This window comes from Mycobacterium sp., from assembly GCF_965229265.1.
In the GTDB taxonomy this organism is placed as follows: Bacteria; Actinomycetota; Actinomycetes; order Mycobacteriales; family Mycobacteriaceae; genus Mycobacterium.
Genome location: NZ_CBDDIY010000012.1, coordinates 648560 through 666403 on the forward strand (window position 1 = coordinate 648560; position 17844 = coordinate 666403).

The 17844-nt window shown below is 67.0% G+C and carries 19 protein-coding genes and 1 tRNA gene; 11 read left to right on the plus strand and 9 right to left on the minus strand.

The features are described from left to right. Positions 1 to 27: 27 nt before the first annotated feature. The gene (locus tag ADBZ9K_RS20850) at positions 28 to 537 is read left to right on the plus strand and encodes a phage holin family protein (protein WP_526623794.1); all 510 of its coding nucleotides are present in this window, start codon (positions 28 to 30) and stop codon (positions 535 to 537) included. Beyond that, a complete protein-coding gene (locus ADBZ9K_RS20855; RefSeq protein WP_526623796.1) occupies positions 537 to 1505 on the plus strand; it encodes an alpha/beta fold hydrolase in 969 nt (322 codons plus the stop codon). Before ADBZ9K_RS20850 ends, ADBZ9K_RS20855 begins: the two co-directional genes overlap by 1 nt. Here ADBZ9K_RS20855 and marP read toward each other — a convergent pair. From marP to nth, 4 genes are read right to left on the minus strand one after another with little or no spacing between them, the layout of a single operon-like run. Further along, positions 1498 to 2685 carry an acid resistance serine protease MarP gene (gene marP / locus ADBZ9K_RS20860; RefSeq protein WP_526623798.1) on the minus strand — a complete coding sequence of 396 codons (1188 nt, stop codon included), beginning with the start codon at positions 2683 to 2685 and terminating at the stop codon, positions 1498 to 1500. The two genes, ADBZ9K_RS20855 and marP, sit on opposite strands and share 8 nt — an antisense overlap. Then, a complete protein-coding gene (locus ADBZ9K_RS20865; protein ID WP_526623800.1) occupies positions 2682 to 3446 on the minus strand; it encodes an NUDIX hydrolase in 765 nt (254 codons plus the stop codon). Before ADBZ9K_RS20865 ends, marP begins: the two co-directional genes overlap by 4 nt. A 23-nt stretch (positions 3447 to 3469) precedes the next feature. Further along, positions 3470 to 4111, minus strand: a complete 642-nt coding sequence (locus ADBZ9K_RS20870) for a TlpA family protein disulfide reductase (RefSeq protein WP_526623802.1) — start codon at positions 4109 to 4111, stop codon at positions 3470 to 3472. Between the two features lie 21 nt (positions 4112 to 4132). Further along, on the minus strand, positions 4133 to 4813 hold the full coding sequence (gene nth, locus ADBZ9K_RS20875; protein WP_526624284.1) for an endonuclease III: 681 nt from the start codon (positions 4811 to 4813) through the stop codon (positions 4133 to 4135). A gap of 226 nt (positions 4814 to 5039) precedes the next feature. Here nth and ADBZ9K_RS20880 point away from each other — a divergent pair, with 226 nt between their 5' ends. Together ADBZ9K_RS20880 and crp are read left to right on the plus strand one after the other, a co-directional pair. Next, on the plus strand, positions 5040 to 5342 hold the full coding sequence (locus ADBZ9K_RS20880) for a hypothetical protein (RefSeq protein ID WP_526623804.1): 303 nt from the start codon (positions 5040 to 5042) through the stop codon (positions 5340 to 5342). Between the two features lie 102 nt (positions 5343 to 5444). Next, positions 5445 to 6119, plus strand: coding sequence for a cAMP-activated global transcriptional regulator CRP (crp, locus tag ADBZ9K_RS20885; protein WP_005138643.1), 675 nt, complete (start codon positions 5445 to 5447; stop codon positions 6117 to 6119). Between the two features lie 89 nt (positions 6120 to 6208). Here crp and ADBZ9K_RS20890 read toward each other — a convergent pair whose 3' ends face one another. From ADBZ9K_RS20890 to sp36, 4 genes are all read right to left on the minus strand, one after another. After that, the gene (locus ADBZ9K_RS20890; RefSeq protein WP_526623806.1) at positions 6209 to 7402 is read right to left on the minus strand and encodes an IS481 family transposase; all 1194 of its coding nucleotides are present in this window, start codon (positions 7400 to 7402) and stop codon (positions 6209 to 6211) included. A gap of 112 nt (positions 7403 to 7514) precedes the next feature. After that, positions 7515 to 8288, minus strand: coding sequence for an MBL fold metallo-hydrolase (locus ADBZ9K_RS20895; RefSeq protein ID WP_526623808.1), 774 nt, complete (start codon positions 8286 to 8288; stop codon positions 7515 to 7517). After that, positions 8285 to 8740, minus strand: a complete 456-nt coding sequence (locus ADBZ9K_RS20900; RefSeq protein WP_526623810.1) for a RidA family protein — start codon at positions 8738 to 8740, stop codon at positions 8285 to 8287. Before ADBZ9K_RS20900 ends, ADBZ9K_RS20895 begins: the two co-directional genes overlap by 4 nt. Then, positions 8737 to 8898, minus strand: a complete 162-nt coding sequence (gene sp36, locus ADBZ9K_RS20905) for a Sp36 family protein (protein WP_005138621.1) — start codon at positions 8896 to 8898, stop codon at positions 8737 to 8739. The genes ADBZ9K_RS20900 and sp36 overlap by 4 nt, the downstream gene beginning before the upstream one ends. A 62-nt stretch (positions 8899 to 8960) precedes the next feature. On the opposite strand from sp36, the gene bagA reads away from it, so the two are divergent. After that, the gene (gene bagA / locus ADBZ9K_RS20910) at positions 8961 to 9983 is read left to right on the plus strand and encodes an ATPase BagA (RefSeq protein WP_526624286.1); all 1023 of its coding nucleotides are present in this window, start codon (positions 8961 to 8963) and stop codon (positions 9981 to 9983) included. Then, positions 9983 to 11119 carry an ATPase BagB gene (gene bagB / locus ADBZ9K_RS20915; protein WP_526623812.1) on the plus strand — a complete coding sequence of 379 codons (1137 nt, stop codon included), beginning with the start codon at positions 9983 to 9985 and terminating at the stop codon, positions 11117 to 11119. Before bagA ends, bagB begins: the two co-directional genes overlap by 1 nt. A 37-nt stretch (positions 11120 to 11156) precedes the next feature. On the opposite strand, the gene ADBZ9K_RS20920 is transcribed toward bagB, so the two are convergent. Then, positions 11157 to 11510 carry a WhiB family transcriptional regulator gene (locus ADBZ9K_RS20920; protein ID WP_526623814.1) on the minus strand — a complete coding sequence of 118 codons (354 nt, stop codon included), beginning with the start codon at positions 11508 to 11510 and terminating at the stop codon, positions 11157 to 11159. 290 nt (positions 11511 to 11800) lie between these two features. Here ADBZ9K_RS20920 and ponA2 point away from each other — a divergent pair, with 290 nt between their 5' ends. From ponA2 to ADBZ9K_RS20945, 5 genes are all read left to right on the plus strand, one after another. Continuing rightward, complete coding sequence (gene ponA2, locus ADBZ9K_RS20925) at positions 11801 to 14233, plus strand: transglycosylase/D,D-transpeptidase PonA2 (protein ID WP_526623816.1); 2433 nt, start codon at positions 11801 to 11803, stop codon at positions 14231 to 14233. Between the two features lie 75 nt (positions 14234 to 14308). Beyond that, the gene (locus ADBZ9K_RS20930; RefSeq protein ID WP_526623818.1) at positions 14309 to 15265 is read left to right on the plus strand and encodes a metallophosphoesterase; all 957 of its coding nucleotides are present in this window, start codon (positions 14309 to 14311) and stop codon (positions 15263 to 15265) included. A gap of 56 nt (positions 15266 to 15321) precedes the next feature. Next, positions 15322 to 16353, plus strand: coding sequence for an L-cysteine desulfhydrase Cds1 (gene cds1 / locus ADBZ9K_RS20935; protein ID WP_526624288.1), 1032 nt, complete (start codon positions 15322 to 15324; stop codon positions 16351 to 16353). A gap of 263 nt (positions 16354 to 16616) precedes the next feature. After that, positions 16617 to 16690: transfer RNA gene (locus ADBZ9K_RS20940), tRNA-Pro, on the plus strand. A gap of 230 nt (positions 16691 to 16920) precedes the next feature. Next, on the plus strand, positions 16921 to 17706 hold the full coding sequence (locus ADBZ9K_RS20945) for an alpha/beta hydrolase (protein ID WP_526623820.1): 786 nt from the start codon (positions 16921 to 16923) through the stop codon (positions 17704 to 17706). Positions 17707 to 17844 lie beyond the last annotated feature (138 nt).

A 17844-nucleotide genomic window follows, 5' to 3' on the forward strand; every position in this document is an offset into this window, starting at 1 on the left:
GCGACGACAGAAAGTTGGAGGACAGCCGTGAGCAATGGCGATCGCAAGACCGGGGTGCCCACCACCGTCACCTCGATCCCCCTGGTGGACCCGAACGCGATGCCGGCCAACCCCTCCATCGGCGACCTGGTCAAGGACGCGACCACGCAGGTGTCCACGCTGGTCCGCGCCGAGGTGGAGCTGGCCAAGGCGGAAATCACCCGCGACGTGAAGAAGGGCCTGACCGGCAGCGTCTTCTTCATCCTCGCGCTGGTGGTGCTCTTCTACTCCACCTTCTTCCTGTTCTTCTTCCTCGCCGAGCTGCTCGACACCTGGCTGTGGCGGTGGGTGGCCTTCCTGATCGTCTTCGCCCTGATGGTGGTCACCACCGCGGTGTTCGCCCTGCTGGGGTATCTGAAGGTGCGCCGCATCCGCGGGCCTCAGCAGACCATCGAATCGGTCAGGGAGACCCGAGACGCGCTGACGCCCGGGCACGACAAGGCACCCGGCAAGGCGGTCGCCGCACCCACGCCGCCCACTGACCCCTCCGGCTGGTGATGAGCCAGCCGGATCCGTCAGTCACCCGCATCGCGGGGCCGTGGCGTCATCTCGACGTCCACGCCAACGGCATCCGGTTCCACTGCGTCGAAGCGAACAACGGCGCCAACCCGCACGACGACTCCGCGACACCGGGCTCGCGCCCGTTGGTCATGCTGTTGCACGGCTTCGGGTCGTTCTGGTGGTCGTGGCGCCACCAGCTGCGCGGCCTGTCCGGGGCCCGGGTGGTCGCAGTCGACCTGCGCGGCTACGGCGGCAGCGATAAGCCACCCCGCGGCTACGACGGCTGGACGCTGGCCGGTGACACCGCGGGGTTGGTGCGGGCCCTCGGCCACAGTTCGGCAACCCTGGTCGGTCACGCCGACGGCGGGCTGGTCTGCTGGGCGACGTCGGTGCTGCACGCCCGGACGGTGCGGGCGATCGCCCTGGTCAGCTCGCCACACCCGGCCGCGCTGCGGGCCTCGGTCCTGGCGCGCCGCGACCAGGGCCGGGCACTGCTGCCGGCCTTGCTGCGCTATCAGCTGCCGATCTGGCCCGAGCATGCGCTCACCCGGCACAACGCCGAGCTGCTCGAACGCCTCGTTCGTAGCCGGGCGTCAGGAAAATGGCTTGCCTCTGAGGACTTCTCGGAGACGATCGCGCACATGCGCCGGGCCATCCAGATCCCCTCGGCGGCACATTCGGCGCTGGAGTACCAGCGTTGGGCGGTGCGCAGCCAGCTGCGCAGCGAGGGTTGGCGATTCATGAAATCGATGAACCGCCAACTCGACGTCCCGCTGCTGCATCTGCGCGGCGATGCCGACCCCTACGTGCTCGCCGATCCGGTGGCCCGCACCCAGCATTACGCGCCGCGCGGGCGGTTCGTGTCGGTCGCCGACGTCGGGCACTTCGCCCACGAAGAGGCCCCCGAGGAAGTCAACGAGCACCTGCGTCGATTCCTCGACCAGGTCTACGGCCCGCTCAGGTGACACAGACGCCGGTGGGCACCTTCTCGGTGTTGCCGATCTTGGCCAGCTGACGGGACACCTCGTTAGCAGTCAGCACGAATCCGGTGTCGTTGTCATCGACGGCCGCACCGAACACCACGCCGAGCACCTGGCCGGACCGGTTGATCATTGGTCCGCCTGAATTGCCCTGGCGCACAGTCCCTCTGATCGTGTAGACCTCGCGGTTGACCGTCGTCGTGCGGTAGATGTCGGGCCCGTTGAGCTCGATGGTCTCCCGCACGCGAGCCGGGGTGGCCGCGAACTCGCCGCCACCGGGGTAACCGAGCACCACCGCGTCGGTGCCGGACTTGGCCGGCTGCTCGGCGAAGACCAGCGGACGCTGTGGCAGATTCGGCACGTCCAGGATCGAGATGTCGGCGTTGGGGTCGTAGGAGACGACGGTCGCATCGTAGGTCTGCCCCTCGGCTTCGACGGTGACGCTGTCGGAGCCGGCCACCACGTGGGCATTGGACATCACCCGGTTGGGAGCGATCACGAAACCGGTGCCCTCCAACACCTTCTGGCATCCTGGCGCCACGCCGCGAATCTTCACCACGCTGGGCCGGGCGTTGGCGACGGCGAGGCTGTCGGCAAGCGACGCGTCGGGGGCGTCGACCGCCTGGATCGGGGTGCGCCCGAAGGGCTGCAGAACGTCGGGCAGCCCTGAGGTGCGCAGCAGTGCCGACATCCGCTTGGGCACGGCCTTGAGCCACTCCGGCGCGTACTTGTCCACCTCGGCAAGCACTTTCGATCCGCGCGTGGCCGCGGCCAGGTTGGGTTGGTCCGAGGAGGTCAGCGGGCTGGCCAGCAGCCACGCGGCGACCATCACCACGACCAGTTGCAACGCCACACCGATAATCGAATCCGCAGTGCGCACACCGCGATTGCGAATCGCGCCGCGTACCGCACGGCCGAGCACCACACCCGCAACCTCGCCGACCACCACCAGCGCGAGGATCAAGAACAGCGCGGCGAACAGCTTGGTCCGCGGTGAGCTGATGTGGCTGACGATGTGCGGCGCCAGCATCACCCCGGCGATGGCGCCGAGAACGACGCCGACGAAGGACATCAGCGAGCCCAGCGCACCGGACCGCCATCCGGAGATGGCCGCGACGAACGCCACGGCCAGCACGGCGATGTCCAGCCATTGCGAACTCGTCACAGCGGCTCCTCACTGCTTCTGACGAGCGCCATGGCCTCGTCCAACTCCCGGACGTCTTCGGTGTTCCACGGCTGCGACCAGCCGGCCACGTCAAGCATCGCCGACACTACGTGACCGGTGAATCCCCACACCAGCATCTGATTGAGCAGAAAGGCCGGCCCGGCGTAGCGGTGACCCGCACCGGTGCGGTACACCATCAGGCGGTTCTCGGGATTGACGAAGGCGCGTACTGGCACCCGAGCCACGATCGCGGTCTCGGCCTGGTCGACCACGGTCACCGGCCCCGGATCCGGCGAGTATGCCAGTACCGGTACGACGTGAAAACCGGAGGGCGGGATGAACATTCGCTCCAACGTTGCCAGCGGGTGCAGGCGGCCAGGGTCAATTCCGGTCTCCTCCTGAGCTTCTCGCAACGCCGTGGCGACCGGACCGGCATCCTCGGGATCGGCGGCACCGCCGGGGAAGGCGGCCTGGCCGGCGTGGTGGCGCAGGGTGCCGGCACGCACGGTCAGCAACAGGTCGGCGTCGTCGGGCAACCGCGATGTATCGGAGTGCGGTCCAGAGAACAGGACCAAGACGGCGGCGTCCCGCCCGGCGCGCGGGGCGGCGCCGGTGACCGCGGTCAGCAGCTCCGGAGGCACCCGGCGGCGATAGGCGTGCGGCACCTGGTCGACGTTGTCCACCAGCGGCGCCAGCCAGGGCGGCCGGTACTGCGGGTCAAGCGCAACCGGGCCCCGCGAGCGGGAGGTACCCTGCGTCACCGGCGCGTCTCTCTCATTCGTCGTCACTGCAGTGCATTCTTCACCGCGGCGGCAATCTCGTCGGCACTGGTGAACGCCTGCGGCAGGATCTTGGCCACGCTACCGTCTGCGCGCAGCACCACGGTTGCGGGCATCACATTGGGGACGCCCAGCGCCGCGGCGATCTTGCGCTGACCATCCTGCAGGGTGGGCAGCCGCACCCCCAACTCGGCCAGCCGCAGCAAGGCGGCCGCCTCGTTCTCGTCCTGATGTACCGTCACCACCGACGTCGCGGCCCCGGTCCGGCGCTGGTATTCGGCCATCGCGGGCAACTCCTCGGCACACGGCCCGCACCAGTAGGCCCACAGGTTGAGCACCACCGGGCGCCCGGCCAGGGCACGCGCCACATCCACCTGTGCGCCGTCGGCGGCGCATTCGACGACGATCCCTCGCAGCTCCTTCGGCCCGGGGTTGTCGGCGGCGGCCGGGCAGGGCGGCAGGTCGGCCCGCTGTCGCGGCCCGGCCAGCGCCTCGGGCGTGTCGGCGTCGCGATGGGTGCGGGCCGCCTGGGTGGCCGGGCCGGCGGCGGGACCCGAGGCGGTGTCGTCGAGTTCGACGAACAGTGCGACCACCAGGGTCGCCACCACTGCGAGCACCAGCAGGGTCCAGCGGGTCGAAGTCGTCATCGATGAATCGGCGGCCGGACCTCAGAGCCCGGCCAGGGCCAGCAGGTGCTCGGTTTCGGGTCCCTTGACCAGCGGGGCGGCGACGAGCGGGTCGGTGGGGCCCAGCCCGAATGACGGGCAGTCCTTGGCCAGGACGCACACCCCGCACGCCGGCTTGCGGGCATGACAGACGCGCCGGCCATGAAAAATGACGCGATGACTCAATAACGTCCACTCGCTGCGCTCGATCAACTCACCGATGGCGTGCTCGACCTTGACCGGATCTTCTTCGGCGGTCCAGCGCCAGCGGCGCACCAGCCGGCCGAAATGGGTGTCGACGGTGATGCCCGGGATGTCGAAGGCATTGCCGAGGATGACGTTGGCGGTCTTGCGGCCCACGCCCGGCAGGGTGACGAGTTCGGCCATCGTGCGCGGCACCTCGGCGTCGAACCGCTCGACGAGTTCCTGACCGAGCCGGATCAGCGAGTTGGCCTTGTTGCGGTAGAACCCGGTGGGCCTGATCAGTTCCTCGAGCTCGACGCGGTCGGCCTGGGCGTAGTCCTGGGCGGTGCGGTACTTGGCGAACAGCGCCGGGGTGGTCAGGTTGACCCGCTTGTCGGTGGACTGCGCCGACAGGATGGTGGCGACGGTCAGCTCGAGCGGGTTGGTGAAGTCAAGCTCGCAATAGACGTGCGGGAAGGCCACGGCCAGGGTGCGGTTCATCCGCCGGGCACGGCGCACCAGACCCAGGTGGGTCTCGCCGTCCCATTTCTTGGCGGCCGCAACGGTCGGACCGGGCTTCTTGGCAGCGCCGCCGGTGGCCTTGCGCCTCGTCGACGGGCTGTCGGTGGTCACGATGCAAGGGTACTGACTCCGGGCTGTCAAGACGCGGACGGACCGGTGACAATTCGTGATCCCGCTGAGACATTGCCCGTGTTTACTTTCCCCCGTGACCTGGTTGCTCGCGGTGTGTGTCCCCGGGCTGTTGATGCTGTCGACGTTCGGGTTACAGCGTCTCGAAGACGCCCTGCAGACCGAGCGCACCGCCGCCGACAACGTCACCGAGTATCTGGAGCGGGCCGCCAAGGCTGCCGGTCAAAAGGCGCCGCCGCGGCCACGCCAAACCGAGCATCGACGGGTCGACACGCAGTTCCGTCTCGGCGATGACGAACCCGGTTTGCCGACACGGTCTTACGCCCACGCGACGCCTAATCCGCAGTTTCACCGGACTCAGTACGCGAATCGTGTGTAGCGTTGGCTCGTTGTCAGACGGCCTGCCTCTAGACTGAACTCGTCGAACAAATAGAGTTGGCCTGCGCATTTCACATCATCGAAGAGCTTAAAGAGGGGCGACGTGGACGAGATCCTGGCGAGGGCCGGAATCTTCCAAGGGGTTGAACCCAGCGCTGTTTCCGCGCTGACGAAGCAGCTGCAGCCGGTTGATTTCCCGCGAGGACATACGGTATTCGCCGAAGGCGAGCCCGGTGATCGGCTGTACATCATCATCTCGGGCAAGGTGAAGATCGGCCGCCGTTCCCCGGATGGACGGGAAAACCTGCTGACCATCATGGGTCCGTCCGACATGTTCGGTGAGCTGTCGATCTTCGATCCCGGCCCCCGGACCTCCAGCGCCACCACCATCACCGAGGTGCGTGCGGTGTCGATGGACCGCGACGCGCTGCGCGCGTGGATCGCCGACCGCCCCGAGATCGCCGAGCAGCTGCTGCGGGTGCTGGCTCGCCGGCTGCGGCGCACCAACAACAACCTCGCCGACCTCATCTTCACCGACGTCCCGGGTCGCGTGGCCAAGCAGCTGTTGCAGCTGGCGCAGCGGTTCGGCACCCAGGAGGGCGGCGCCCTGCGCGTCACCCACGACCTGACGCAGGAAGAGATCGCCCAGCTGGTGGGCGCTTCCCGCGAGACGGTGAACAAGGCGCTGGCCGACTTCGCCCATCGCGGGTGGATCCGCCTCGAAGGCAAGAGCGTGCTGATCAGCGACTCCGAGCGGCTGGCTCGTCGCGCCCGCTAACTGGCGATTTCGGCGCGTTTACCGTCGCTGAGCGACGTGTGGTGTCTCGGGACATCGCTGACACTTGTGTCTCGGGACATCGCTGACACTCATGGTGCCGGTTTGGGTTCGCGGGTGCGATAGGTCCGGGTGGTTTTGTCGCCGGGTTGGTAGCTGCGGGTGGGGTCGGCGGTGAAGGACCGGACCAGGGTGGTGCCGCTGAGGATGGTGATGTGCTCACCGTCGCGGATGACGTCGCAGTCGTGGCCGGCCCACCGCAGGCCTACGTTGACTTTGTAGGGTGCGACGAAGATGTATCCCGAGGTTTCGCCAACGCTGTGATGGCTGATCACGATTGGTGCGGGCACGGGACGGTCAGCGGGCCGGGCTTTGGCGGTGGCGTCAAACACCTCGGCGGGGGTGGCCCCTCGGTGAGCGCGATGCGGCCGTTGATGGTTGTAGAAGGTGCGGAATTGCTCGAGGTGAGCGTTGAGCTCGTCGATAGTGGCGGCGGGTTCGTGGGCGGTGAGCCACTTTTTCAACGTCTGCCACAACCGCTCGATCTTGCCGCAGGTCTGGGGGTGAAACGGCGCCGAATTGATGGTCCGCACGCCCAGGGCCCACAGGTTGGTCTCGAACGCCGATTCATACGCGTGGAACCGTCCGGTATAGACCAGTCCGTTGTCCGACAACGACATCGACGGAATCCCGCATTCGTCGATACCCGCCAGCATCACCTCCCAGACGAGCGCGGCGTCGGCGTCACCGGTACAGGCACGCAACCCCACCAGGTAGCGGGAGTGGTCATCGAGGCTGCCCGCGATACCCACCGGGGTGCCGTCGGCCAGCGCCCATCCGGTCCAATCGGACTGCCAGCACTCGTTGGGCCGATCAAAGCAGAACCGTTTCGTCGCTGACTTCGGCCGCTTCTGCGGCTGCGGGGTGATCGCCCCGCGCCGGGTCAGGATGTGCCACACCGTCGATACCGAGGGCACCGCGATACCCTCGCGCTGCAACGCCCACACGATCGACTGGGCTCCGTGATCACGTCCCTGCTCGATCAACTGCTTGCGCCGCAACACGATCAGATCCTCGATCTCGACCGGGGTCTGCCTCGGCGAGGTCCGCGGGCGCCGCGAGAGCTCCTGCAGCCCCTCGATGCCGTCCTGACCGAATCGTCGGCGGTACTTGTAGAACGTCTCCCTACTGATACCGCTGTCGCGGCAAAACTGTGCCACGTTCTCGATCTGCCCGGCCAATGCTGCAGCCATGCGAATATCCATCGCTGTCACCTTCTGGGCCATGAACCATGCTGGTCCCAGCCCTACTCAGGTGTCAGCAATGTCCCGAGACATCCAACTGTCAGCGATGTCCCCGAACAGAACACGTCGCTGAGCGACGGTAAACGCGCCGAAATCACGTTCGCAGGTAGTCCAGCTGGGCGCGCACGGACTTCTCCGCCGCGTCCCACAGCTTTTCATCGACGTCGGTGTAGACATGCTCGACGACCTGGCGGGCCGTCGCGTCTTCGCCGAGTGCCCGCAGGGCCTGCCGAACCTGCTCGAGCCTTTGCTCCCGGTGCGCCAGGTACATCTCACTGACGGCCTCCAGGTCGGCGAGCTCAGGGCCGTGGCCTGGCAGCACCCGGCGCCGGCCCAGTCCGCGCAGTCGCCGAAGGGATTCGAGGTAGTCGGTCAGGCTGCCGTCCTCGTCGTCGATGACGGTGGTGCCGCGGCCCAGCACCGTGTCGGCAGTCAGCACGGCATCGTCGACCAGGAACGACAGCGAGTCGGCGGTGTGCCCGGGGGTGGCCATCACCGTGATGCGCAGCCCCGCGGCGTCGATCACCTCACCGTCGGTCAACGGGCCGCCCAGCCCGCGCAGGAAACCGCTGCCCACCGACCGCACGACCGCCCCGGACGCGTCGACGATCTTGTCGATGCCGTCGGTGTGGTCGCCGTGCTTGTGGCTGATCAGGATCAGCGCGATGGTGCCCAGTTCGGCCAGCCGGCCGATGTGCTCGTCATCGTCGGGCCCGGGGTCGACGATGACTACCTCGTCGCTGCCCGGCCCGCGCAGTACCCAGGTGTTGGTGCCGTCCAGCGTCATGACGCCGGGGTTGTTGCACAACAGCACCGAGGCCGTCTCGGTGACGGGCCGCAGTACGCCGTAGGCCGGGTGTTCGGTCACTTCACTTCGACGATGAGTTCAACCTCGACGGGAGCGTCGAGCGGCAGCTCCGAGACGCCGACGGCTGAGCGGGCGTGGGCACCGGCCTCGCCGAACACCTCGCCGAGGAACTCCGAAGCTCCGTTGATGACACCGGGCTGGCCGGTGAATCCCGGCGCTGAGGCCACGAAGCCAACCACCTTGACCACCCGGGTCACGTTGTCGATGCCGACCAGGGCGTCGATCGCGGCCAGCGCGTTGAGCGCGCACAACTCGGCGGCGGCCTTCGCCTCTTCTGCGCTCACCGCTGCCCCGACCTTGCCGGTGTGAATCAGGCTGCCGTCCCGCAACGGCAGCTGGCCGGCGGTGTAGACGAGGTCGCCGGTGCGCACCGCGGGTACATAGGCCGCCAGCGGCTTGACGACCGTCGGAAGGGTGACGCCCAGCTCGGCCAAACGCGCTGAAGTGCTCACTTCGGTCGCTTCAGATAGGCGACGTGTTGCTCACCGGTCGGACCGGGAAGCACCGCGACCAGCTCCCAGCCGTCGGCACCCCACTGGTCGAGGATTTGCTTGGTGGCATGGGTCAGCAATGGCACGGTGGCGTATTCCCACGTCGTCGGTTGGCTCATGGCCGAAGCTTAACGCTGACCACCAATCGGCTGGGAGCCCGCGGGCGCTTGGCTAGCATGCACTGATGGCGTCCACACCGAGCGACGGTAGCCCCGTCGGCTGGCCCTCCCGCCTCACGAAGGCCCGGCTGCATTTCGTGACCGGCAAGGGGGGCACCGGCAAGACCACCGTTGCTGCCGCGCTCGCGCTGACCCTGGCGGCCGGGGGGCGCAAGGTACTGCTCGTGGAAGTCGAAGGGCGCCAAGGAATTGCGCAGCTATTCGACGTCCCACCGCTGCCCTACGAGGAATCGAAGATCGCGACCGCCGACGGCGGCGGGCACGTCAACGCGCTGGCCATTGACATCGAGGCGGCGTTCCTGGAATACCTGGACATGTTCTACAACCTCGGCCTGGCCGGCCGCGCGATGCGCCGGATCGGCGCCATCGAGTTCGCTACGACGATCGCACCGGGCCTGCGCGACGTGCTGCTCACCGGCAAGATCAAGGAGTCAGTGGTGCGGTTGGACCGCAACAAGCGGCCGGCCTACGACGCGATCGTCGTCGACTCTCCCCCTACCGGGCGGATCGCGCGGTTCCTCGACGTCACCAAGGCGGTGTCCGACCTGGCCAAGGGCGGCCCGGTGCACTCGCAGGCCGACGGGGTGGTCAAGCTGCTGCATTCCGAGCAGACCGCGATCCACCTGGTCACCCTGTTGGAGGCGCTGCCGATCCAAGAGACCATCGAGGCCATCGAGGAGCTGGAAGAACTTGGCCTCCCCATCGGCAGTGTGATCGTCAACCGCAACATCCCGCCGTTCCTGCCCGCCGCCGACCTGGCCAAGGCCGCCGAGGGCGACATCGACGCCGACGCCGTACGCGCCGGCCTCGACCGGGTGGGTATCAGCCTGGAGGATCACGAATTCGCCGGGCTGCTCACCGAAACCATCGAGCACGCCAGCCGGATCAAGGCGCGCGCCGAGAGCGCCGAACAGCTCGACGATCTGCACGTGCCGCGGTTGGAGCTGCCCACGATCGCCGACGGGGTAGACCTGGGGAGCTTGTACGAACTAGCGGAAGCACTTGCACAGCAAGGGGTTAGATAATGAGCGCCGCACCTCCCATGCTCGACATGAAGTCGATCCTGGCCGATAAGTCCAACCGGGTCGTGGTGTGCTGTGGCGCCGGTGGCGTCGGCAAGACCACGACTGCGGCCGCAATGGCGCTGCGGGCGGCCGAGTACGGCCGCAGCGTGGTGGTGCTGACCATCGACCCCGCCAAACGACTGGCACAGGCGTTGGGCATCAAGGAACTTGGCAACTCGCCCCAGCGCGTGCAGCTGGCCCCTGAAGTCTCCGGCGAGCTGCACGCGATGATGCTGGACATGCGCCGCACGTTCGATGAGATGGTCATCGAGTACTCGGGAACCGAACGCGCCCAAGCGATTCTGGACAACCAGTTCTACCAAACGGTCGCCACGTCGCTGGCCGGCACGCAGGAATACATGGCCATGGAGAAACTCGGCCAACTGCTCGGTGAGGACCGCTGGGATCTGGTGGTGGTGGACACCCCGCCCTCGCGCAACGCGCTGGACTTCCTGGATGCCCCCCAACGGCTGGGCAGTTTCATGGACGGCCGGCTGTGGCGTCTGCTGCTGGCGCCCAGCCGGGGAATCGGGCGGCTGGTGACCGGTGTCGTTGGCTTGGCGATGAAGGCCATGTCGACGATCCTGGGTTCGCAGATGCTGTCCGACGCCTCGGCCTTCGTGCAGTCACTGGACTCTACGTTCGGCGGCTTCCGGGAGAAGGCCGACCGCACCTACGAACTTCTCAAGCGACGCGGCACCCAATTCGTGGTGGTCTCGGCCGCCGAACCCGATGCGCTGCGGGAGGCGTCGTTCTTTGTCGACCGACTCTCCGAGGAGGGCATGCCGCTGGCGGGCCTGATCCTCAACCGCACCCATCCCACGTTGTGCTCGCTGAGCGTCGAACGCGCCGTGGACGGTGCCGAGGAGTTGGCAGCGGGAAATCCGGACAACAACGGCGATCAGTTGGCGGCAGCGGTGCTGCGGATCCACGCCGATCGGGCCCAGACCGCAAAGCGCGAAATACGGCTGCTGTCGCGGTTCACCGGTGCCAACCCACACGTGGCGGTGGTGGGCGTTCCCTCGCTGCCGTTCGACGTGTCCGACCTCGACGCGCTGCAGGCGATCGCTGATCAGATCACCGGCGAGACGGCGTAACCGCGCCTATTAGGTGCGCGGCGGGCCGGCTCGAAAGTTAGCTAACGATGCGGTGCTTGCGCTGCGCGGCGAAGAATTCGGCCCACGACACCACCTCGGGGTGCTGCTTGAGCAATGCGCGGCGCTGACGCTCGGTCATACCACCCCACACTCCGAATTCGACCCGGTTGTCCAGCGCATCGGCTCCACACTCGGCCATGACCGGGCAGTGCCGACAGATGACAGCTGCCTTGCGCTGCGCCGCGCCCCGGACGAACAACTCGTCAGGGTCGGTTGACCGGCACAGAGCCTTCGATACCCACGCGATCCGGGCCTCCCCGTCGGCGTTTTGGCACAAACCGTGCAGAGGCGCTGCGCTTGTCTTGCGGGCAGCGGGCCGAATACCTGACACCGGCGATCCCCTTCGTCCGGCCGCAACCGCGGCTGCACACTGTTCCGGCGTAGTTCCCGTCTGCGATCTACGCCACATTGCGAGTTTCAGTGTTACCTGAATCGCACTGTCTGTTTAAGTTAGGTGGTCAGGTATCGTTTGCGCAACAGTTAGATCTCAGGTTTTTTGGGACGATCGTCCAGACCGATCATGAACTGGCATTTCTGACTCCCCCGTAAATTGCCATCGCCATCTTCGCCCGCTCCGGGACGCTCCGCAAGACCCCAGGACCCCTCGTTACTCTGTTACCCATGTCGGAACGCCCGCCGGCCGGCGCCACGATCATCAAGCTGGCCTGGTGCTGCCTATTGGCCAGTGTCTTGCTGGCGGCACTGTTGTTTCCGGTGGTCGGCGGCATCGGCCTGATTTCCAACCGCGCATCCGATGTGGTGGCCAACGGCTCGGCACAACTGGTCGAGGGCGAAGTGCCCGCCGTGACCACGATGGTCGACGCCAAGGGCAACACCATCGCGTGGCTGTATTCGCAGCGCCGCTTCGAGGTTCCGAGCGACAAGATCGCCGACACGATGAAACTGGCAATCGTTTCGATCGAGGACAAGCGGTTTGCCGAACACAACGGCGTCGACTGGAAGGGCACGCTGACCGGCCTGGCCGGCTACGCCTCCGGGGACCTGGACACCCGCGGCGGGTCCACCATCGAGCAGCAGTACGTCAAGAACTATCAGCTGTTGGTGATCGCCCAGACCGATGCCGAGAAGCGCGCCGCGATCGAGACCACCCCGGCCCGCAAGCTGCGGGAGATCCGCATGGCGCTGACCCTGGACAAGACGTTCACCAAGCCAGAGATCCTGACGCGCTACCTCAACCTGGTCAGCTTCGGCAACGGCGCCTTCGGTATCCAGGACGCCGCACAGACTTATTTCGGGGTCGACGCCACCGATCTGAACTGGCAGCAGGCCGCGCTGCTGGCCGGGCTGGTGCAGTCGACCAGCGCACTGAACCCCTACACCAACCCCGACGGCGCCCTGGCCCGGCGCAACCTGGTGCTCGACACCATGATCGACAATCTGCCCGGCAAGGCCGACGAACTGCGCGCGGCCAAGGAGCAGCCGTTGGGCATTCTGCCGCAGCCCAACGAGCTGCCACGGGGCTGCATCGCCGCGGGGGACCGGGCCTTCTTCTGCGATTACGTGCAGGAGTACCTGGCCCGTGCCGGCATCAGCAAGGAGCAGCTGTCCAAGGGCGGCTACCTGATCAAGACCACGCTGGATCCCGACGTGCAGAACTCCGTCAAGCAGGCCGTCGACTCCATCGCCGCACCCGACATCCAGGGCATCGCCAGTGTGATGAGCGTGGTGCTGCCCGGCAAGACCGCGCACCCGGTGGTGTCGATGGTGAGCAACCGCACCTACGGCCTCGACTCCGCGCTCGGCGAAACCATGCAGCCGCAACCGTTTTCGCTTGTGGGTGACGGCGCGGGGTCGATCTTCAAGATCTTCACCACGGCCGCCGCCCTGGACATGGGCATGGGCATCAGCGCCAATCTGGATGCCCCGGTGCGATTCGAGGCCAAGGGCCTGGGCAGCGGCGGGGCCAAGGGCTGCCCGAAAGAGACCTGGTGCGTGCAGAACGCCGGTAACTACCGCGGCTCGATGAGTGTGACCGACGCGCTGGCCACCTCGCCCAACACCGCCTTCGCCAAGCTGATCTCTCAGGTCGGTGTGCAGCGGACCGTCGACATGGCAGTCAAGCTGGGACTGCGCTCCTACGCCGAGCCCGGCACCGCCCGCCCGTACGACCCGGGCACCAACGAGAGCCTGGCCGACTTCATCAAGCGCCAGAACCTGGGGTCCTTCACCCTGGGCCCGATCGAGGTCAATGCCCTCGAACTCTCCAACGTCGCGGCGACGCTGGCCTCCGGCGGCGTGTGGTGCCCGCCCAACCCAATCGACAAGCTCTACGACCGCAATGGCAACGAGGTGTCGGTCACCACCGAAACCTGTGACCAGGTGGTGCCCGAGGGGCTGGCCAACACGCTGTCCAACGCTTTGAGTAAGGACGACACCAACGGCACCGCGGCCGGCTCGGCCGGCTCGGTGGGCTGGAGCCTGCCGATGTCGGGCAAGACCGGCACCACCGAGGCCCACCGGTCCTCCGGCTTCCTCGGCTACACCAACCGCTATGCGGCAGCCGCCTACATCTACGACGATTCGCCCACCCCGTCGGACCTGTGCTCCTGGCCGCTGCGGCAGTGCGGCGACGGTAACCTCTACGGTGGCAACGAACCAGCCAAGACCTGGTTCACCGCGATGAAGCCGCTGGCCGAGAGCTTCGGCGACGTCGCCCTTCCGCCGACCGATCCGCGCTACGTCGACGGCGGCCCGGGGTCGCGAGTGCCCAGCGTCGCGGGACTGACTCAGGACACCGCGCGCGACCGGCTCAAAGACGCCGGCTTCCAGGTCGCCGACCAGGCCACTCCGATCAACAGCGCGTCGCCGTACGGCACCGTGGTGGGCACCTCGCCCAGCGGGCAGACCATCCCCGGCTCGATCGTCACGATCCAGATCAGCAACGGCATTCCGCCACCACCGCCGCCACCGCCGGCTGGTCTTCCGCCGCCGATCCCGGGAGTCGACGGCGCCCCGCCGTTCGGCCAGACCGTCGTCGAGATCCCCGGGTTGCCGCCCATCACCGTCCCGCTGCTGGCCCCGCCGCCGCCGTGACGCCCAAGTAACGTCGTCACATTCACAGCCGTCTCGGCGGGCTATCCGCCACGACGTGGCAGTACTCTTTCCGGTATGGCTGTGCAGTCCGCAGTGAAGTCCTCGGCGCTCGTGGCAGCGGGTTCGGCCGCGCTCGCCGTCGGCTACGCCACCTTGATCGAGCGCAACGCCTTCGTGGTGCGCGAAGTGACAATGCCCGTATTGTCGCCGGGCTCCACTCCGCTGCGGGTGCTGCACCTCAGTGACATCCACATGCGCCCGGCGCAGCGCCACAAGCAGGCCTGGCTGCGTGAGCTCGCGCGCTGGGAACCCGATCTGGTGGTCAACACCGGCGACAACCTGTCGCACCCCAAAGCGGTGCCCGCGGTGGTCCAGGCGGTCGGTGATCTGCTGTCGGTACCCGGCGTCTTCGTCTTCGGCAGCAACGACTACTTCGCCCCGAGGATGAAGAACCCGGCCAAGTACCTGACCGACCGCGACCATCGCCTCCATGGCAGCCCGCTGCCCTGGCAGGACCTGCGAGCGGCGTTCACCGAGCGCGGCTGGCTGGACTTGACCCACACCAAGCGCGACTTCGAGGTCGCCGGGCTGACGATCGCTGCCGCCGGCGTCGACGACGCCCATCTGGGCCGCGACCGCTACGACACCATCGCCGGGCCGGCCAATCCGACGGCCAACCTCACCCTGGGCGTCACTCACGCCCCCTACACCCGGGTGCTGGACCGCTTCGCCGCCGACGGCTACCAGCTGGTGATGGCCGGCCATACTCACGGCGGGCAGCTGTGCCTGCCGTTCTACGGCGCCATCGTCACCAACTGCGACCTGGACCGCTCGCGGGCCAAGGGCGCCTCAAGCTGGGGCTCCGAGACGGCGCTGCACGTGTCGGCCGGCATCGGTACCTCGCCGTTCTCCCCGTTCCGGTTCTGCTGCCGCCCCGAGGCCACCCTTCTGACCCTGGTGGCCGCACCGACAGGCGGCCATGACCAGACGCGCGGTGTGGTCCGGTCCTCCCCGACCGCGTCGGTGCGGTGACCGTCGCCGTTCACAGCCAATCCCGGGATTGGGTGGACGGTGCGCTCGGTCTGATCATGGCCGATGCGCGCCGCAGCGCCGACACCCATCTGTTGCGTTACCCGCTGCCGTCGTCGTGGTCGGAGAACGTGGACGTAGCGCTGTACCTCAAAGACGAATCGACGCACATCACCGGCAGCCTCAAGCACCGGCTGGCCCGCTCGCTGTTCCTCTACGGGCTGTGCAACGGCTGGATCGGTGAACACACCACCGTCGTCGAGGCTTCCTCCGGGTCGACGGCGGTGTCAGAGGCGTACTTCGCGGCACTGCTTGGCCTGCCGTTCGTTGCCGTGATCCCCGCCTCGACCAGCGTCAGCAAGATCCGCCTGATCGAGGCCCAGGGCGGTCGCTGCCACCTCGTGGACCGGCCCGGCGAGGTCTACGCCGAGGCGCAGCGCATTGCCGACGAGACCGGCGGACACTACCTGGACCAGTTCACCAATGCCGAGCGGGCCACCGACTGGCGCGGCAACAACAACATCGCCGAGTCGATCTTCGAGCAGCTGAGCGACGAGACCCACCCGATCCCGGCGTGGATCGTGGTGGGGGCCGGCACCGGGGGCACCAGCGCCACCATCGGGCGCTTCATCCGCTATCGGCGCCACCAGACCAAGCTGTGCGTGGTCGATCCGGAGAACTCGGCGTTCTTCCGCTGCTACGCCGACGGCCGGCGCGATGTCACCGGGCTGCCGTCGCGCATCGAGGGGATCGGCCGCCCGCGGGTGGAGCCGTCGTTCCTGCCCGAGCTCGTCGACCGGATGGAGTGTGTGCCCGACAGCGCCTCGGTCGCGGCGGCCCACCACGTGTCGCGGGTGCTGGGACGCCGGGTCGGGCCGTCTACGGGTACCAACGTCTGGGGCGCGTTCAGTCTGCTCGCCGAAATGGTTTCTACCGGTGTCGGCGGATCGGTGGTCACCCTGATCGCCGATAGCGGGGACCGCTACACCGACACCTACTTCAACGCCGAGTGGTTATCGGCTCACAACCTCGACCCGAGCGAGTATGTCGGCGCGCTGGCCGGGTTCGAGCGTTCCGGCGCCTGGGTCTGATCGGGCTCGTCGAGCGCGTCGTAGTCCCCCGTCACCACCAGCCACAGCGCCGCAAGCAGGAAGAATCCCCCGTACACCACGGCCCCCAAAGCGGTCATCATCCGCCCCACCTTTCCCAACCCGGCTTGTCTGTCTCGCCGCTAGCTTGCATAACGTCACCGACAAGGCGGATCCATCCCCGGCCACTGCGCGACTTCGGCACCCCGCTGACAATCCGTTTGGCTTCGCGAGGGTCACGTGCGATACGCTGTCGTGGCTTCACGCGGGGTGTGGCGCAGCTTGGTAGCGCGCTTCGTTCGGGACGAAGAGGTCGTGGGTTCGAATCCCGCCACCCCGACTCGTGGAATTGCAGGCAGCGGCTCTGATCCGGTTCAACCGGTCAGGGCCGCTCGCGTATCCGGCAGCTTCCCGGGCCGATCCGCTGACAGTGACAGTGATTCTCAGCGGCGTCACGAAAGATGGTCTTTAGCGTCCGAATCTCGGCAGGCAAGGTTGGTGACGCACGTCACTTCGCGTGATGTAGCGGATTATGCTTACCTCGACTGCGGGCGATGGGTGGGGCGGCCGATGTTGGAAGCCATTCACAAGGGGCGCAGCACGGATGCCCACCGGGTCCCCGTGCTTTTTGTTCACGGTGGCTTGCATGCTGCTTGGTGCTGGGACGCCCATTTCCTGGACTACTTCGCGGAGAACGGATTTCGGGCGATCGCCCCGAGCTGGCGAGGGCACGGGACAAGCGGCTCCCCGAAGCCTCTGGCCAAGTGTTCGATAGCCGACTACGTCGACGATGTGCATAGCGTGGCCGATGGCCTCGATCGGGCACCCATACTGATCGGGCACTCCGTAGGCGGCTTCGTGGTGCAGAAGTACTTGGAGTGCCACGATGCCCCCGCCGCGGTGTTGATGGCGTCGACACCGCCGTCGGGCATTCTTCGGTCATCGATGCGAGTCTGGCGACGACATCCCTGGATGGCCATGCGCGCCAACATGGTTGGCCGATCTCATGAAATATTCAAGACGCCGCAAGGGTGCCGCGAGTTCTTCTACAGCCCGTACACACCGGATGACATCGTGCGGATTGGTGCCGAGCGAATCGAACCGGAGAGCATGCGCGCGGTGTTCATCGATCAGGTGTTCAGACTGCCAAGGGTGGACCGCATCACGACACCCCTGTTGGTCCTGGGAGGGGACGAGGACGGCATGATCTCAACCGACGAAGTGAGGTCGACCGCCCGAGCGTATGGCACCGAGGCAGTGCTGTTTCCCAAGATGGGCCACAACATGATGGTCGAATCAGACTGGCGCAGTGTCGCTGACCGCATCATCGGATGGCTTGCTCACCACAACCTCTAACTCCTCAACGAGGTCTTCGCACCCCAGCTGATCCGCCGTGAACCCATGCCATGTTCATCGATTCTCGAAGCACCGCAGAAGCTCACGCCTACGCCAACCGCTACGCGTCGGAGCCTTCCTCTGGCGAGTGCGAATCGC

Bases quoted from the DNA above. Each gene is read 5' to 3' on its own strand.
- ADBZ9K_RS20855 (WP_526623796.1), top strand. From the start codon at position 537: ATGAGCCAGCCGGATCCGTCAGTCACCCGCATCGCGGGGCCGTGGCGT.
- ADBZ9K_RS20870 (WP_526623802.1), bottom strand. From the start codon at position 4,111: ATGACGACTTCGACCCGCTGGACCCTGCTGGTGCTCGCAGTGGTGGCG.
- nth (WP_526624284.1), bottom strand. From the start codon at position 4,813: ATGAACCGCACCCTGGCCGTGGCCTTCCCGCACGTCTATTGCGAGCTT.
- ADBZ9K_RS20890 (WP_526623806.1), bottom strand. From the start codon at position 7,402: ATGGCCCAGAAGGTGACAGCGATGGATATTCGCATGGCTGCAGCATTG.
- sp36 (WP_005138621.1), bottom strand. From the start codon at position 8,898: ATGAGCCAACCGACGACGTGGGAATACGCCACCGTGCCATTGCTGACC.
- bagB (WP_526623812.1), top strand. From the start codon at position 9,983: ATGAGCGCCGCACCTCCCATGCTCGACATGAAGTCGATCCTGGCCGAT.
- ponA2 (WP_526623816.1), top strand. From the start codon at position 11,801: ATGTCGGAACGCCCGCCGGCCGGCGCCACGATCATCAAGCTGGCCTGG.
- ADBZ9K_RS20930 (WP_526623818.1), top strand. From the start codon at position 14,309: ATGGCTGTGCAGTCCGCAGTGAAGTCCTCGGCGCTCGTGGCAGCGGGT.
- cds1 (WP_526624288.1), top strand. From the start codon at position 15,322: ATGGCCGATGCGCGCCGCAGCGCCGACACCCATCTGTTGCGTTACCCG.
- ADBZ9K_RS20945 (WP_526623820.1), top strand. From the start codon at position 16,921: ATGTTGGAAGCCATTCACAAGGGGCGCAGCACGGATGCCCACCGGGTC.